Origin of the sequence: uncultured Parasphingorhabdus sp. (genome assembly GCF_963677535.2) — a bacterium.
In the GTDB taxonomy this organism is placed as follows: Bacteria; Pseudomonadota; Alphaproteobacteria; order Sphingomonadales; family Sphingomonadaceae; genus Parasphingorhabdus.
Genome location: NZ_CAXXUT010000003.1, coordinates 16,315 through 33,886, shown reverse-complemented (window position 1 = coordinate 33,886; position 17,572 = coordinate 16,315). Strand labels below are relative to the sequence as shown.

At 60.0% G+C, this 17,572-nt stretch carries 10 protein-coding genes; 9 read left to right on the top strand and 1 reads right to left on the bottom strand.

Annotated elements, in window-relative coordinates; translation table 11 throughout:
• Nucleotides 1-64 precede the first annotated feature (64 nt).
• From ACHZCJ_RS07105 to ACHZCJ_RS07075, 7 genes are all read left to right on the top strand, one after another.
• Nucleotides 65-2,608 (top strand): TonB-dependent receptor, encoded by a 2,544-nt coding sequence (locus tag ACHZCJ_RS07105; RefSeq protein ID WP_321325121.1) that lies wholly within the window; start codon nucleotides 65-67, stop codon nucleotides 2,606-2,608.
• A gap of 289 nt (nucleotides 2,609-2,897) precedes the next feature.
• Nucleotides 2,898-5,435 (top strand): TonB-dependent receptor, encoded by a 2,538-nt coding sequence (locus ACHZCJ_RS07100; protein WP_321327741.1) that lies wholly within the window; start codon nucleotides 2,898-2,900, stop codon nucleotides 5,433-5,435.
• Between the two features lie 104 nt (nucleotides 5,436-5,539).
• The gene (locus tag ACHZCJ_RS07095; protein ID WP_321325119.1) at nucleotides 5,540-6,700 is read left to right on the top strand and encodes an iron-containing alcohol dehydrogenase; all 1,161 of its coding nucleotides are present in this window, start codon (nucleotides 5,540-5,542) and stop codon (nucleotides 6,698-6,700) included.
• Nucleotides 6,687-7,136 carry a thioesterase family protein gene (locus ACHZCJ_RS07090; RefSeq protein WP_321325117.1) on the top strand — a complete coding sequence of 150 codons (450 nt, stop codon included), beginning with the start codon at nucleotides 6,687-6,689 and terminating at the stop codon, nucleotides 7,134-7,136. The genes ACHZCJ_RS07095 and ACHZCJ_RS07090 overlap by 14 nt, the downstream gene beginning before the upstream one ends.
• Before the next feature lie 30 nt (nucleotides 7,137-7,166).
• Nucleotides 7,167-8,309: an acyl-CoA dehydrogenase family protein gene (locus ACHZCJ_RS07085; protein WP_321325115.1), complete on the top strand. Its 1,143-nt coding sequence runs from the start codon at nucleotides 7,167-7,169 to the stop codon at nucleotides 8,307-8,309.
• Between the two features lie 114 nt (nucleotides 8,310-8,423).
• Nucleotides 8,424-9,347 (top strand): DMT family transporter, encoded by a 924-nt coding sequence (locus ACHZCJ_RS07080; RefSeq protein ID WP_321325113.1) that lies wholly within the window; start codon nucleotides 8,424-8,426, stop codon nucleotides 9,345-9,347.
• A gap of 5 nt (nucleotides 9,348-9,352) precedes the next feature.
• Nucleotides 9,353-10,525 carry a winged helix-turn-helix domain-containing protein gene (locus ACHZCJ_RS07075; protein WP_394700065.1) on the top strand — a complete coding sequence of 391 codons (1,173 nt, stop codon included), beginning with the start codon at nucleotides 9,353-9,355 and terminating at the stop codon, nucleotides 10,523-10,525.
• Between the two features lie 12 nt (nucleotides 10,526-10,537).
• On the opposite strand, the gene ACHZCJ_RS07070 is transcribed toward ACHZCJ_RS07075, so the two are convergent.
• A complete protein-coding gene (locus tag ACHZCJ_RS07070) occupies nucleotides 10,538-11,083 on the bottom strand; it encodes a hypothetical protein (RefSeq protein WP_159640461.1) in 546 nt (181 codons plus the stop codon).
• A 215-nt stretch (nucleotides 11,084-11,298) separates the two neighbouring features.
• Between ACHZCJ_RS07070 and ACHZCJ_RS07065 the strand changes: the two genes are divergently transcribed.
• Nucleotides 11,299-13,392, top strand: a complete 2,094-nt coding sequence (locus tag ACHZCJ_RS07065; protein WP_321325107.1) for a BamA/TamA family outer membrane protein — start codon at nucleotides 11,299-11,301, stop codon at nucleotides 13,390-13,392.
• Nucleotides 13,393-17,562, top strand: a complete 4,170-nt coding sequence (locus tag ACHZCJ_RS07060; RefSeq protein ID WP_321325106.1) for a translocation/assembly module TamB domain-containing protein — start codon at nucleotides 13,393-13,395, stop codon at nucleotides 17,560-17,562. It abuts the gene before it with no gap.
• The last annotated feature ends 10 nt before the right edge of the window (nucleotides 17,563-17,572 follow it).

Here is a 17,572-nt window from a genome sequence, read left to right as displayed (position 1 = left end):
AGTCATCCCCCAAACTCTCTGTGCAATCAAAAATGACGACCGTGCTTCAAACTGGAGAAGATTAGTGAACGAAGTGAACAAACTGCTTGCGGCAGCGCTTTGCGCCACCGCCCTGACGACTCCTGCCTACGCGCAGGATAATGCGCAGGAAGCCGAGACCTTCGATGACAATGTCATTATCGTGACGGCGACCCGCCGTTCGCAGGATGTCCAGAATATTCCGCTCGCCGTTACCGCGATCAATCCAACGGAGCTCGAACGTCAGGGGGTCGTCAATGTCGGGCAACTGACCAATGTCTCCGCCAGCTATTCGGTCTCCAACGCCCAGCTTGCCTCCGGGTCGGTGGTTTTGAGAATCCGCGGCGTCGGCACGACGTCCAACAATATCGGGTTTGAATCGGCGGTCGGCATTTTCATCGACGGCGCCTATCAGTCGCGCCCGGGTGTCGCGCTTTCCGAGCTGGTCGATGTCGAGCGGGTCGAGGTTCTGCGCGGCCCGCAGGGAACGCTTTTCGGCCGGAATACCTCCGCCGGCGCCCTCAATATTATCAATGTCCGGCCCGATCTGGATGCGTTCGGCGGCTTTGCCAATGCGACTTATGGCAATCGTGACCTGATGGGGGTGCAGGGCGCGGTCAATGTTCCGGTCGTCGAGGGGCAACTGGCGCTGCGTGTCACCGGTGCCTATCGGGAACGCGACGGCTTTGTAACCGTCGTCGATGGCAGCGGCAGCAAGATCGGCGATTCAAACGGCACCGACCAATATCTTGTTCGCGGACAGCTGGGTTTCGGAACCGATGGCGGGATCAAGGGACGGCTGATCGCCGACTATTCCAAGAGCACGGCCGGTTGCTGCGCTGCAATCGAAGTGCTGCAATCACCGCTCGAAACCGCTGGTCTGTTCGCCGCTGTCGGGCTGGGGCCGCGTGGCGGCATGGCCGGGCCCGACGTCGCGGTCAATCCGTTCGATACGACCACGGCGGAAATCGCTGCCGGCAATCTGATTTCCACTGCCAGCTTTGCGCCTCAGACGCGCTTTGACCAATGGGGTGTCACCGGCGAGATCGAAATACCGCTCGGCGACAGCGCAAACCTGATCTATATCGGCTCCTATCGCGAATATGATGCGACCGAGGCTTACGACAATGATTTCTCGGACCTCGATCTGTTCAACGTGACCAACAATCGCACCGCGATCGACACCATGACCCATGAGCTGCGGGTTCAGGGCGATGTGTTCGACGGCGCGCTGAACTGGCTCGTCGGTGGATACTATTCCCGCGAGGATATTGACCAGAGCCTGTCGCTGGCACTGGGCGAGGACTATGATCAGGTGGTTGGTGCCACGCTTGCGGGCGCAACCGCCGGGGCTACCCTGAACCCGCTTGGTCCGGTCTTCCTGGGGGTGACGCCGCTGCAGAATATCACGGGTTTCGATCCGGCCACCGTCACCAACACCAATCTGTACGCGCAAAATAGCGAGAGCTGGTCGATCTTTACCCATAATGAGCTGGAAGTGGCCGACGGGCTCAAGCTGACCATAGGCCTGCGCTATTCGGATGAAAGCAAGGAAGGCAGCTTTGCCAGCGGCGGCACCAGCAATTCCGTTTGCCCGGCGATCGTCGGGCAGATTTCTCCTGGCGGATCGCTGAGCGGACTGCCGGCTTCCCTGCAGAACGCGCTGTTCGGTTTCGGCTGTTTCGCGCTGACCGCTCCGGCCGATGCGCCCTTCGCAGCTGTTCTGCCGACACCGCGCACGTTCAGCAGCAAGTTCCGCGACAGCGAACTCATCTATACCGGAAAACTGTCTTATGCATTTGCCGATCCGGTCAACATCTATGCCAGCTTCACGCATGGCTACAAATCGGGGGGACTCAATCTTGATTCCACCGCTACCGCCGGGGGCAGCGATCCGCGCTTCCAGTCGGAGGAAGTTGATTCCTATGAAATGGGACTGAAAGCAAAATTCCTGCAGGACAGCGTGACGCTGAACCTGGCGGCATTCCGGGAGCAGTTCACGAATTTCCAGATTCTCGAATTTATCGGTACGCAGTTCCGGCCCTTCAATGTCCCGAAAGCCGTCACTCAGGGTGTCGAGATCGAAACGATGTTGCGGCCCAGTGACCATTTCTCGGTCAACGCCGCGCTGACCTATACCGATGCCCATTATCCGGAAGATTGCGCCGGTAGCCAGACCACAGCCAATGTGGTTGCGCTATGTGGCAATTCGCTGACCAACGCGCCGGATTTTGTCGGCATTGCCGGGGCTACCTACAGCAATGATATCGGTACCGATCTGGAATATTTCCTCAACGGGCAGGTCCGGTTCGAAGGTGATCGCCGGACATCGACCCAGGCCATTGATACCACGGATTTGGCCGCGGCAACCCCGCTGCCGTTTGTCGTCCAGGACAGCAATATCAAGATCAACCTGCGCGCGGGTATCGGCAGTCAGGACAAGGGCTGGGGCATCGAGGCCTTTGTGACCAATCTGACCAACGAAGTGACGCGGGGCGTCACTTTTGCGACGATTCTGCGCTCCGGTTCGCAGTCGGTCTTCGTCCAGGAACCGCGCAGCTACGGATTGACCCTGCGCAGCCAGTTCTAGGATTGCACCATATCCGGCGTTTCGTGATAGCGATGTGCGGGGGCCCGGCCTGTTCGGTCTTACACCTGGCCACCGAGCCGTTCAATCTGCCTTCCCCTCGCGTCGATCCGCTATGATTGTTACATAATTGCAACGATTTTCGCGAAATCGGTCTGTGGCTGTCCGTCACCGCTTGATTTAATGGATCAATTAATCGACTGACGCAAACGCAGCTGCCGAGAAAAACAAGCCATCCCCCCAGGAAATTGGCGGACGCGGCAGCGAGTATAACGGGAGAGTAAATGTGAAAATGATCAACAAAATCCTCATGGCCGCACTGTGTAGCACGGCCATGACCACCCCCGCTTTTGCGCAGGACGCAGCGCAGGAAGCCGAAACCTTTGACGACAATGTAATCATCGTGACGGCAACCCGCCGCGCAGAAGATGTTCAGGATATTCCCATCGCTGTAACCGCGGTCAGTCCGGTCCAGCTGGAACGCCAGGGAGTCGTCAATGTTGGCCAGATCACCAATGTATCTTCCAGCTTCTCGACCTCGAACGCTCAGTTGGCGTCGGGTTCCGTGGTGCTGCGGATACGTGGTGTCGGTACGACATCCAACAATATTGGTTTTGAATCGGCTGTCGGTATTTTTATTGACGGTGCCTATCAGTCCCGTCCGGGTGTTGCGCTTTCCGAATTTGTCGACGTCGAACGCGTCGAAGTGTTGCGTGGCCCACAGGGTACGCTGTTCGGTCGCAACACATCCGCCGGCGCGTTGAACATCACCAATGTCCGCCCCGATCTGAACGAATTTGGCGGCTTCGCCAATGCCACTTATGGCAATCGCGATCTCTACAGCGTTCAGGGCGCAGTCAATGTGCCGATCATGAAAGACTATCTCGCTCTCCGCGTCACCGGCGCTTATCGCGAGCGTGATGGTTATGTGACCGTGGTCGACCAGACCGGTGCCAAAGTCGGCGAATCGAACGGCACCGACCAATATCTGGTTCGTGCGCAGCTCGGTTTTGAAACTGACAGCGGCATCCGCGGCCGTCTGATAGGCGATTATGCCAAGAGCACCGCTGGTTGCTGCGCAGCCGTCGAAGTCCTGAAATCACCACTTGAAACGTCAGGTCTGTTCGCAGCCGTGGGACTGGGTGTCCGTGGCGGCATGGCAGCGCCGGTTGTCCCGACAGATCCTTTCGACACAACAAATGCTGAAATCGCGGCCGACAACCGCATCGCGACAGCCAGTTTTGCTCCACAGACGAAATTTGACCAATGGGGCATCACCGGTGAAATCGAAGTGCCTTTGGGTGACAGTGCCGACTTGATCTATATCGGTTCCTATCGTGAGTATGATGCGGTCGAAGCTTATGATTCCGATTTCTCGGGTCTTGATGTCTTCAATGTGACCAACAACGGCACGTCAATCGAAACCATGACCCACGAACTGCGCGTTCAGGGTGAAGCGTTTGGCGGGGCTTTGAACTGGCTCGTGGGCGGATATTATTCCAAGGAGGATATCGCTCAGGACGTGTCTTTCGCGCTTGGCGCAGATTATGACGGGCTCGTAGGAGCAATCCTTGCCGGTGCAACCGGCGGTGCCAGCCTGAACCCATTGAGCCCGATTTTCTTTGGCGCTACTCCGCTTCAGAACATCACCGGCTTTGACCCGTCGACGATCACCAACACCAATCTCTATGCGCAAAACAGCAAAAGCTGGTCGATCTTCACGCACAACACGCTTGAAGTTACCGACGACCTGGAGCTGACCGTTGGTCTGCGCTATTCGGATGAAAGCAAGGATGGCAGCTTCGCTAGCGGCGGAAACAACAACCCGGTTTGCCCGGCAATTGTCGGCCAGATTTCTCCCGGCGGTGGTTTGAGCGGCCTGCCTGCGGCTCTGCAGAACGCGTTCTTCGGTCTGGGTTGCTTTGCCTTCACCTCGCCAGCCGATGCGCCATATGCCGCCGTGTTGCCTTCACCTCGGACGTTTAATAGCAAGTTCAAGGACAACGAACTGATCTACACCGGCAAGGTTTCTTATGCTTTTGCCGATCCGGTCAATATCTATGCGAGCTTTACCCATGGTTATAAATCGGGTGGCTTCAACCTTGACTCGACAGCAGCAGCTGGCGGCGCCGATCCGCGCTTTGCTTCGGAAACCGTAAACGCGTATGAAATTGGACTGAAAGCCAAATTCCTCGACAATGCGGTGACATTGAACGTGGCTGCCTTCCGTGAGGAATTCAAGAACTTCCAGGTTCTGGAATTCACGGGGGCTCAGTTTGAGACCTTCAATGTTCCGAAAGCGGAAACACAGGGTGTTGAAATCGAATCGACGATCCGTCCGAGCGAACATTTCACGGTCAACGCTGCTCTGACGATCACCGATGCCAATTATCCGGACGATTGCGCCGGTACGCAGACCGCGGCGAACGTTGTCGCGCTTTGCGGCAATTCGCTGACCAACGCACCGGATCTCGTGGGTATTGCTGGCGCTACCTATACCAATGAAATTGGTAGCAACCTGAAATATTTCCTCAATGCCCAGATGCGTTTTGAAAGCGATCGCAGGACTTCAACCCAGGCCATTGATCCTGCCGACCTCGCTGCGAACATTCCGGTTCCGTTCGACACCCAGGATGGCAATATCAAGATCAACCTGCGCGCTGGTATCGGTAGCCAGGAAGACACTTGGGGCATTGAGGCCTTCGTGACCAACCTGACCAACGAAATAACGCGCGGTGTGACGTTCAATACCGTGCTCCGGTCCGGTTCGCGCTCGGCCTTCGTTCAGGAACCCCGCAGCTACGGCCTGACCTTGCGCGGCAAATTCTAGGCTGACAGAAATATCGGTGACGAACAGTCACCAGATGGACAGGGGCCGGTTTTCCGGCCCCTTTTTATTGCGCGGCTGCACCATTGGTGCAAAGGATTGCCATTATGAAAAACTTTCTCTTCCAGACTGTACCGGTGCTCCACTTCGGTGACGGCTGCCTCGCCGAACTTCCCGGACAGATCACCGCCTTGCGCGCATCAAAGCCAATGATCGTCACAGACAAGGGTATCGTCCAGGCGGGGCTGATCGCGCCGGTTGAACAGACATTGCGGCAAGCCGGATTTGATGTCGCGATATTTGACGCGGTGGTCGCCGACCCGCCGGAGGCGATTGTTCTGCAGGCTGTAGAAGTGGCAAAAGCCGCGGGCGCGGATATCGTCATCGGACTGGGCGGCGGCAGCTCGCTCGATACCGCCAAGGTGGTTGCGGCGCTCGCGGTGGATGGCGCGCAACCGCTTTCCGATATCTATGGTATCGGCCTGCTGGAGCGCAAGGGCCTGCCGACCATCTTGATCCCGACCACTTCGGGCACCGGATCGGAGGTCACCGCCATTTCGATCCTGACCACCGGCGAAACCACCAAGGCGGGCATCATCTCGCCGCATCTTTTTGCCGATGTCGCGCTACTCGACCCGGCACTGACGACCGGGCTCCCCGCCAGCGTCACCGCCGCGACCGGCATCGATGCAATGGTTCACGCGGTCGAATCCTACACCAGCCGCAACGGCAAGAACCCGGTCTCCGACATGTTGGCGATCGAGGCGCTGAAACTGCTCACCACGCATATCGAAACCGCCTGTTCCGACGGGAAAAACATGCAGGCGCGCGAGGCGATGTTGCGCGGTTCGATGCTCGCCGGGCAGGCTTTCGCCAATAGTCCGGTCGGCGCGATCCACGCGCTCGCTTATCCGCTCGGCGGCATTTATCATATCCCGCACGGCCTCTCCAACGCGCTGGTCATGCCTTTTGTCATGCAATTTAATCTGGAAGCCGCCGCGCCGCTTTATGCCGAGCTGGCCGATGCGCTCGACCTGCCGCGCGGCAGCGAGAACAGCAGCGAAGCGCGGGCGCAGCAATTGATCGACTATCTTGAGGCTCTGGCGGTCAAAGTCCAGGCACCGCGCAAGCTCCGCGAGATCGGTATCGCACAGGATGCGACGACCGAACTGGCAGAAGCGGCAATGCTACAGACGCGTCTGCTCGACAATAATCCCAGAGAGGTCACGCTGGCTGACGCGCAAAGGATCTATGATGCCGCTTGGTAAAAGCCCCCGGGCGCAGCCGCCGGTTCGCAGCGACTATCGCACCGGCTCGGCGATCACCACGCGCTGGAATGACAATGATCCTTATGGCCACGTCAATAACGCCATCTATTATTTCTGGTTCGACACCGCGGTAAACCGCTATCTGGTCGAGCGGGGCGCGCTCGACATTACCGGTGGCGAGACCATCGGTCTGGTGGTCAATACGAGCTGCGACTATTTCGCGCCGATCGCCTTTCCCGACGAGGTCATGGCGCGGATTCGCGTCGACCGTCTCGGCAACAGCAGCGTGACTTATGGCGTCGGCCTGTTTCGCGGCGAAGAGAATATTGCCTCCGCGGCCGGCAGCTTCACCCACGTCTATGTCGACCGCGTTTCCCGCCGGCCAGTTTCTCTTCCATCTCCCTTGCGTTCGGCGCTGGAAGCGATAGAAGTTTAACCAGACGATTAAATCGCTGGAGAGACACAGATGCTACGCCCCTTTGACAATGACGAGCGCCGCCAATTCCGCGAAACCTGCCGGCGCTTTGCCGAGACCGAATTGCAGCCGTTCGCCAATGAGTGGGACGAAGCGGGCGAAATCCCTTGGGAGGTTCACGAAAAAGCCGGGGCGCTCGGCGTCTGGGGTTTTGGCGTTGACGAAAAATATGGCGGGCTCGGCATGGACGATATTTTCATGCGCGCGGCCTGGGGTGAGGAAGCGGCAAGAGCGCATAATGGCGGCACGCTGGCGGCGCTCGGTGGCCGGTCGATCTCGATAGGCCCGATCCACAAGCTGGCCTCGCAGGATATCAAGGAGCGCATCCTGAAGGATATCGTGCTCGGCAAAAAAGGCTCCAGCCTTGGCATTACCGAGCCCGGCGGTGGTTCCGACGTCGCCAATATGCAGACCACCGCGCGGCAGGACGGCAATCACTGGGTGATCAACGGGGCGAAGACCTTCATCACCGGCGGCATGACCGCCGACCATTATGTCATCGGCGCGCGCACCGGCGGCGAAGGGTTGGAGGGCATTTCGCTGTTTCTGGTCGACGCCGACGCCGAGGGTTTTTCGCGCGCCGCGCTCGACAAGAAAATGGGATGGTGGGCTTCCGATCAGGCCTCGCTCTATTTTGACGACGTGCGCGTCCCGGCGGAGAATATGCTCGGCGAGGAAGGGCGTGGCTTCATCCAGATCATGCACAATTTCAATTACGAGCGGCTCGGCATGGTCGCCCAGTCTCTCGGCATGATGCGGGTCTTGCTCGAATATTCGATAGATTATGCGCAGCAGCGCGAGACCTTCGGCAAGCCGATGATCAGGCACCAGGTGATCCGCCACAAGATTGCCGATATGTCGGCGCGGGTCGACCGGCTCGACGGCTGGCTCAACCAGATCTGCTGGCTCGCCGATCAGGGCGAGATGCCGGTCGCGCAGATTTGCAAGGCCAAGTTCAGCGCCACCAAGGATCTCGAGTTCTGCGCCAGCGAAGCGATGCAGATACTCGGCGGCGCCGGCTATCTGCGCGGCAATCCGGTCGAACGTTTCTATCGCGAGGTCAAGGTGATGGCGATCGGCGGCGGCTCGGAAGAAATCATGCGCGATCTCGCGGTCCGGCAAATGGGCCTCTGATCGCGCTTGCCATTTTCGGTTGGCGGGCGATAAGCAGAGCCTCTTGTCATCCGTTCGCGTCGAGCCTGTCGCAGCAGCGCGTGCGGCAACAGCGTCAGGCTGATGGAATATAATATGCCCGATCTTATATCCGCCAATAGCCCGCCAGAAAACGGCCCGATCCTGCTGCCGGCGGGGTCGGTTCTCTTCGGTCTGCTCACCTTCGCGATGATGGACGTGGCGATGAAAAGCCTGTCGATCGAGATTGGCGCCTATAACGCGATCCTCTGGCGGGTGCTGCTCGCGTTGGTGATCGTTTCGGTGGTTTTCTTCGTGCGCCGCCCGAGAATGCCGAGCAAGGCCGCCCGCAAGGTCCATCTGCAGCGCGGCATCATCATCGTCTTCATGTCCTATCTGTTCTTCTGGGGCCTGGCACGGGTGCCGCTGGCCGAAGCCATCGCGCTGTCCTTCATCGCGCCGATTATCGCGCTCTATCTCGCCGCCGTGTTCCTTGGCGAGACCATCCACCGCAACGCCATTTACGCCTCCGCGCTGGGCTTTGCCGGGGTGCTGGTGATCGCATGGGGCAGGGCGAGCGGCGAGTTCGAGAAAGAGGCGCTGTTCGGCATCGGTGCGATACTTGTGTCAGCGGTTCTCTATGCCGGCAATCTGGTGATCCAGCGGCGACAGGCGCTGCTCGCCGGCCCTATCGAGATCAGCTTTGCCCAGAATCTCGTGGTCGGGTCGTCCTTCCTGCTGCTCGCGCCCTTTTTTGCGGTCGTTCCGGAAGCGGAATCGCTGCCCTATATCGGGGCCGCAGCGATATTCTCGCTGATCTCCTCGCTGTTCATCGCCTGGGGCTATGCGCGGGCCGAAGCGCAAAATCTGATCAATCTCGAATATAGCGCCTTCATCTGGGCGGCGATCTTCGGCTGGCTGTTCTTCCGCGAGCCGATCACGCTGACCACCGTGGCCGGCGCGGCGATGATCGTCGTCGGTTGCATATTGGCGACCCGGCGGGACCGGAAAGTCGCGCATATCGAAACCACTGCGGTCTGATCGCGGTGGCGCTGCGCATCGGCAACCGGCAGGCGCGCTGGCTCTGGCTGCAGGCGCAGGGACTGGCGGAGGCGCCGACCGGGCCTCTTGACCTGCCGGAGACGATCCGCCGCCTCGGCTATGTCCAGCTCGACACGATCCAGAATGTCACCCGCGCCCACCATCACATCTTGTGGAGCCGCAACCAGAATTACCGCGAGCCGATGCTCGACCGGCTGCTCGGCGAGGACAGGGCGGTCTTCGAGCATTTCACCCACGATGCTTCGGTCCTGCCGATGGAATTCTACCCGATGTGGCAGCGGCAGTTCCGGCGGCTCGGCGCAAAGGTGGCGGGCCATGCCTCCTTTAAAAAGGCAGCGCGCGAAATCGGCGCCGAGGAGATCAAGGCGCGCATTGCGGCAGAGGGCCCGCTGTCGACCCAGGCCTTTGACACCAAGGTCAGCGGCGAGAAACAGATGTGGGATCGCCCGCCGCACAAGAGGGTGATGGATCAGCTCTGGTATGCCGGCGAACTGGCGACCTCCCATCGCGTCAATTTCAACAAATATTATGATCTCAGCGAGCGGGTGATTCCCCCGCATCATCGTGAACCAATCCATGACGACGAGGGCCAGATCGACTGGCTCTGCCGCAACGCGCTTGACCGACTGGCGTTCGGCTCGCTCGGCGAAATTCAGCGTTTCTGGGATGCTGTGAACGCAAAGGAAACGCGGGCCTGGGCCGCTGCGGCCAGCGACATTGTGCCGGTCGAGGTGGAAAATCACAAAGGCCAGTGGCTCAAGGCCCTGGCACCAGCCGATATCGAAGTCCGTCTGGCCAAGCTGTCCCGACCAACCGCACGGCTGCGGATCGTCAATCCGTTTGACCCGGCTGTCCGTGACCGCAAACGCCTTCTGACCCTGTTTGGCTTCCACTATCGTAATGAAATGTTCGTGCCCGCCGCGCAGCGGCAATGGGGCTATTATGTCTATCCGCTACTGGAACGCGACCGCTTTGTCGGCCGGATCGAGATCAAGGCGGACCGGGCAGCGGGGCATTTGCGGGTCACGCAACATTGGCCCGAACCTGGCGTGCGCCGGTCAGCCACGCGGCAAGACAAGCTGGCAGCAGAGCTGATCAGGCTGGCCCGGCTGATTGATATTGCAGATGTCCATTGGGAATGTGAAGGCCGGTCGTAGCGGTCTGTTCGCCTATTTGACGGTGCCGCGAAAACGCAGTTCGCCGGTGGCGCCGGGTTCGATAGGCGATGGCAGCACCCAGCGAATGTGAGTGACATCAGCCGCCACGGCGGGGCGGGAGCCCTGTGTATCATCTTCGACGCTCAGCTTAGACAGGGTGCCGAAATTCTCGCCACCGTCAACCGATACCAGCGCCCAGTCTTCAAGCGCCTCGACGAAGGCAACAGCCTGGTGCACCGGGTTGTTGAGCACAAAGCCGGTCACAGCCTCGTCGCCCATATTGCGATAGCTGTTGGTGATCAGCAGCTTGTCGCCGGGAACAACCTTGGTGGTCGAGGGACTGATAAGCTGGGTCACAGACTCGCCATTCTCCGATATTGTGGTGCGTTCGATCATGATCGAACTGTCGATTTTTACATTCGACCGCGGATCCGTTGCCGCTTCTGCGCCATTATCGGACGATGTTGCCGCACGGGCAATCTGGGATGCCGACAATCCGGTCATCAAGACACCGGCTACCAGAGCCGCTTCGAGCAAAATAACGCGCATATTGGACATTTCTGACGATCCTGTTGAACAATTACCGACCAGATAAAGCATCTGGTGCTGACCGGACAGAATATTGCCGATCATGGTTAATATACGGTTAAAATCATCTGTGAAATTGGCGGCTTGATGCTGGCGGACCGAATATCAAGCGAAAGCGAATGCCCTTCGGAAAAAGGCGCTTATTCGTTGGCATCGCGATTCAACCACAGCTAAAGAGATTGGTGATGGGTCTGACCGCATATTGTCGCTGCCTTGGCATGCTGGTTGTGTTGCTGACGGGTTTGCCCGTCGGGCCGGTCGATGCACAAACGGCAGAACAGCCCGCCAGCGGTGCGGTGGACGAGCCCGGTTTTGACGTGCCGCTCGATCCCGATCAGCCGCTGACCGAATTTCCGGATTTTGGTGTCGAATGGCCGGACCTAGAGGAAGAAGCGGCACCGCAGGCTGACGGAAACGCCGATGCCGGCGCTGCGAACCCTCCCGCCGGAGACGGAACCGGCGTCCAGGATATCCAGCCCGCTTCCGAACTATTGGCAGAACAATTGCCGCTCAACGAATATCGACCGACCGATGCGCTGGCAGAAACCGCCTACGGGATCAGCTTTGAAGGGTTGCCCGAAGAGACCGGAGAAGCTTTTGACACGCGCTTCGAAATTTTATCGGTGCTGGAACAATATCGCGGCGACGATGCCAATTTCGCGCAGATTCGGCGGCGCGCGCAAAGCGATGCCGATCTGGTCGAGCGGTTGCTGCGCATAGAAGGCTATTATGACGCGGTTGTGCAGACCCGTTTCGAGCGCGACGGAGCGGAGCGGGTCAATGTCGTGATCAGGGTGCAGGCTGGGCCGCAATATAAGCTGGACGCCATTGCCTTGCCCGGAATCGAAACGGCGGTTGCGCCCGATCCAGCGAGTTTCCGGGAAAGTTTCGGACTGCAGCCCGGCGATGTCGTCAACAGCGACAGGATCATGGAAGCGATCAGCCGGATCGACGGCGCAATGGCGGAAAATGGCTATCCTTTCGCCAGTACTGCCGAACCGGAACTGGAAATCGATCACGCGACGCGGCTGGGTGATCTCGCCGTGGCGGTGACGCCGGGCGGGCGTTATAATTTTGGTTCGATCGATCTCGCGCCGACCGCGCTGTTTGATGCAGACCATGTCCAGATGATCGCCCGCTTCGATCCGGGCGATCTCTATCAGGCCTCCGATCTGGAGGATTTGCGCCGGGCGCTGGTCGCTACCGGTCTGGTCTCGACCATCGCCATCGAACCGGTGAAGGCCGATGATCCCGAAGCGGTGGATATAGCCGTGAAACTGACGCCGGCACCCTTGCGAACCGTGGCTGGCGAACTGGGCTACGGGACAGGCGAGGGCGCCCGCGCCGAAGTGAGCTGGGAGCACCGGAATCTGTTCCCGCCGGAAGGACTGATCCGGCTAACCGGCGTGCTCGGCACAGAGGAACAATCGGGCAGCATTGTCTACCGCCGCAACAATTTTCGCCGACGCGACAATATATTGAACGGACGGTTGGCACTGAGTCTGGTCGATAGCGCCGCCTATGATGCCGAAACCCTGTCGATCGCCGCGAATATCGAGCGGCAGAGCAATCTGATCTATCAGAAGCGCTGGAACTGGTCGGGCGGTTTCGAACTGATTGCATCGCGGGAAACCGATGTCACCGGAGACATTGGCGCGACCGATCCGGAAACCTATTTCATCGCCTCCCTGCCGGGACTGGTGACCTATGATGCCAGCGACAATCTGCTCGATCCAACCCGTGGATTCCGGCTAAGCGCCCGTATCGCTCCTGAAGCATCGCTGCAGGGCGGCAGCTTCTTCTATATCCGCGGCCAGGTCGACGGCAGCGCCTATTTCCCGGTCTCGGACAAGATCGTGCTGGCCGGCCGCACGCGTATCGGCACGATTGCCGGTGCCGGTACCAACAGCATCGCTCCCTCGCGCCGGCTCTATTCCGGTGGCGGTGGCTCGGTGCGCGGGTATAGCTACCAGACCGTCGGACCACTGGATGCCAATGATGATCCTGTGGGCGGCCGTTCGCTGGTTGAATTTTCGCTCGAGGCGCGCGTCCGTACCGGACTTCTGGGTGGCAATTTCGGTGTCGTGCCGTTCATCGACGCCGGCAATGTATACACCAGCAGCACACCGGATTTGTCCAATCTGCAATATGGGGCCGGTCTCGGCATCCGCTATTATAGCGACTTCGGCCCGATCCGGATCGACGTCGGTACACCGATAAACAGGCGATCGGGAGATTCGCGTATCGCGGTCTATGTTTCGCTCGGGCAGGCATTCTAGGTGGCCGGGTCCAATGACAGGCCCGGTCCCAGGCGACTGATCTGGCGCTGGTCGATGCGCAGCCTGCTCGGCCTCGCGGCGCTGGTCTTGCTCGGATTGTTCGGCGGGGCGATGTGGCTGGATAGCGATTCGGGCCATCGTTTCATCATCAACCAGGTTGAGGCACTGGAACCGGACGATGGTCTGCGCATCCGGATCGCGGAAATCGACGGGTCGATCTACGGCAAGGCCAGGGTGCAGGGGCTGCAGCTGCTTGATCCCGAGGGTGCGTTTTTCTCCGCCGGTACTGTGGCGGTCGACTGGAATCCGCTGGCCTGGATTTTCAACGAACTGAACATTGCCGATGCGCTGGTCCTGAAAGCGCGGCTCGACCGTTTGCCCGAACTGATCGATAGCGGGGAAGACAATCCCTTGCTCCCTGGTTTCGACATCTATGTCGGCGCTTTCCGTGCCGAGAATCTTGCGCTCGGAAAAGCCATTGCCGGCAGCGAACAATTTGCCGACCTGTCCGGCTCCGCCGACATCCGTGCCGGTCGCGCGATGCTGCGTCTCGATGCCGCGACAACGCGCAGCGGCGACAAATTGCTGCTTGCGCTGAATGCCGAGCCGAGCCGGCAGAAACTCGATATCGATGCGGAAATTATCGCTCCTGCCAGTGGAGTAATAGCCAATGCTCTCGGGATGGATCGCGCTCTGGCGCTGACCCTGAAAGGCGATGGCAGCTGGCAGAAATGGAATGGCGAACTGATCGCGCTCGGCAACGAGGAGATGTTGACGCAAGCCACGATCGAAGCACAAGAAGGGCTATTCTCCTATGACGGCAGGCTGACCGCCGCGGCGTTGCCGGGGGGACTGGCACAGAAGCTGGGATCGCCGGAAATCCGGATAAAGGGTACGGCCAGCCTCGCAGACCGGCTGGTGGCGCTGGACCTCGAGGCGCGTTCCGCTGCTCTGTTTCTGACCGCGACCGGCGGGATCGATCTGGCCCGCAACAGTCTGGATGCGATGCGTCTGGAAACACGGTTGGTTGATCCGTCCGCGCTGTCCGCCAATATGAAGGCGCAGGATTTCGAATTGAAAGCGTTGCTGAACGGCAAAATATCCCGGTTGCGCTATCAATATCTGCTGACCGCGCCGCAGTTGGCACTAGGCAAGACGCTGCTGACCAATGTGCGCGGCGAAGGCGAGGGGCAGCGCGATACCGGCGGCTGGGATATTCCCGTCGCGCTTTCGGTCGGAACCGTGATCGGCAATGGCGAATTGCTCAAGCAATTGCTCTCCGGTTTCGGCGCGAACGCATTGCTCCGCTATGAAAAGGAACTGCTGTTTGCGGAGCGGGCGAAGGTTGCGACCGATGCGGCGCAGGGCACCCTGGATCTGGAATTGCGCCCCGCAACCGGCGATTTTGCCATCAATGTCGACGCTAACGCGCCCGGTTTCGCGGTGCAGGGCCTTGGGATCGCCGATATTATCGCCGCCATCAATATCGGGCCGGCATCCACCGGAATCGCGCTGGATGGACAGGTCAATGCCCGGTTGCGCCGCTTCGATATCGGCTTTTTGCGCGAGCTGGCTGGCGGTCTGCCGCAGTTGCAGACCGGTCTTGCGCTTGGTCCGGACGGACTGCTGCGGTTCACCGATCTCAATCTGTCTGCTCCGAAAATCTCCTTTCGCGGTTCGGGGCGTCAGACCAGCGCGGCGACCTTTGCCTTCCGGGGGTCGGGAAAACAGGACAGCTATGGCCGTTTTGATCTGAAGCTCGACGGTGCGCTGAACCGGCCGAAGATCGCGTTATTGCTAGACAGTCCGTTGCCGGCGGCAGGGCTTTCTGCCGTCAGCCTGCAGCTCGATCCGTCCAAGGGCGGCTTTTCCTATATCGCGTCCGGTGGATCGACGCTCGGGCCGTTCAGCAGTGACGGGATGATCCTGACCACGCCGGGTCAGGATACAGCGGTACGGGTAGACCGCCTGCTGGTCTCCGACACGCTGGCCAGCGGCATAATCAGGCCGACCGCCAATGGCCTTGCCGGAAGGCTGGACGTCAGCGGTGGCGGCGTGAATGGCGATGTCCTGTTTCGCCCCGGTGCAGGGCAACAGCTGATCCGCGCCAGTCTCACAGCGGAAAATGCGCGGTTCGACGGCAATCCGCCGATCTACATACGGACGGCCGTGGTCGATGCTGATATCGTGCTGATCGACGGCCAGTCCGATATCGACGCTACCCTGCGTGCGCAAGGGATTAGCCGCGGCGAATTGATGATCGGCCGGGTGGCCGCCAATGCCAAGCTGACCGACGGCAGCGGCGGCGCGACCTTCACCATCGCCGGGACGCGCGGCAGCACCTTCGAGTTTCAGGCGAAAGCCGATATCAGTCCGGATCGCTACCGGATTTCGGGAACCGGCCAGTTTGAAGGCCGCACCCTTCGTCTCGCGCAGCCGCTCGAATTACGCCGTGATGGCGATGGCTGGACCGCTTCGGCAACCACGGTCAACTATGGCCGAGGCAGCGCCAGACTGTCCGGTCGCTGGGGCAGCGGCCGGTCGAGGCTGGACCTGTCGATGACAAAGATGCCGCTGTCGCTCGTCGACATAGGCTATCCCGATCTCGGACTGGGCGGCAGTGTCAATGGCACCGTCAAGCTCGAACAGTCGGGCAGCCGGATGCCGGTTGGTGAAGCCAGGCTGACGGTGAAGGGGCTGACACGGTCCGGCCTGATCCTGACGTCCACACCGGTTGATCTCGGTCTCAACATGGCTCTCTCAAGCCGCAATGCTGCAGCACGCGGAATCATCAAATCACCTGAAGGCAAGACCATTGGCCGGTTCCAGGGACGGGTGAGCGGTCTGGGCAGCGGCAACTGGCAGGATGAACTGATGCGCCGGCCGTTGTTCGCCCAGGCGCGTTTCAACGGCGGTGCAGAAAGCCTGTGGCGTCTCACCGGTGTCGAAACCTTCGATCTGACCGGACCGGTGGCAGCCAGCGCCGACGTCAGCGGCAGCCTCGCCAATCCCGAAATCAAGGGGCAGGTCAGTACCAGCAGCGCGCGGCTCGAAAGTCCGCTCACCGGCACGGTCATTTCCGATATCAAGGCCGTGGGCCAGTTTGACGGTTCGCGCCTGGTGCTGCCGAAATTGACGGGCAATACTGCGCGGGGCGGTACAGTCAGCGGCAGCGGCAGTTTCAATTTCGCCGTGGCGCCGGGAGAGGGCATTGGCATCACGATGGACGTCAATGCCGAGCAGGCGGCGCTGATTGCGCGGGATGATTTTGCCGCCACGGTAACCGGGCCGATCAAGATCCGCAGCTCGGCCGACGGCGGACTGATCTCGGGCGATGTGCTGCTTAATCGCAGCTTCTTCCGTTTCGGCAGGGCCAGCGCAACCGCCAGCCTGCCTGATATCAAGACCCGCGAGATCAACCGGCGGGCAGACGAGCGGCCGGTCGTGACCCGCAGCCGCCCTTGGCGATTTGCGCTGACCGCCAGGGCACCCAACCGTCTACGGGTCGAGGGGCTGGGGCTGGACAGTGAATGGGGGGCCGATCTCAGGATTTCCGGACCGGTCGACAATTTCGCGATGGTTGGCACCGCCGATCTGATCAGCGGCAATTATACCTTTGCCGGACGGCGATTCACTCTGGAGCGCGGTGTCATCCGCTTTGTCGGCAACCAGCCGGTCAATCCGACCCTGGATATCGAAGCCGAAGCCGATCTGACCGGTCTCAATGCCACGATCAATGTCACGGGGACCGGAAACAAGCCGGAAATCGCCTTCACCAGCATTCCGGCCCTGCCCGAAGACGAACTGCTGTCGCGGGTGTTGTTCGGCGCCTCGATTGCCGACCTGTCCGCCCCGGAGGCGGTCCAGCTGGCTGCTGCCGTGGCTTCGCTGAACAGCGGTGGCGGACTCGATCCGATCAATCAATTGCGCAAGGCGGTGGGGCTCGATCGCCTGCGTATCCTTCCGTCCGATACCGATACCGGTTCCGGTACTTCGATTGCCGCGGGCAAATATATTACCCGCCGCGTCTATGTGGAACTGATCACCGACGGCAAGGGCTATAGCGCCACCCAGCTCGAATTCCAGATCACCCGCTGGCTATCGATCCTCTCTAGCATCTCGACGCTCGGCCGGCGCAGCGCCAATTTGCGGGTAAGCAAGGATTATTGAGCCGGTCTGC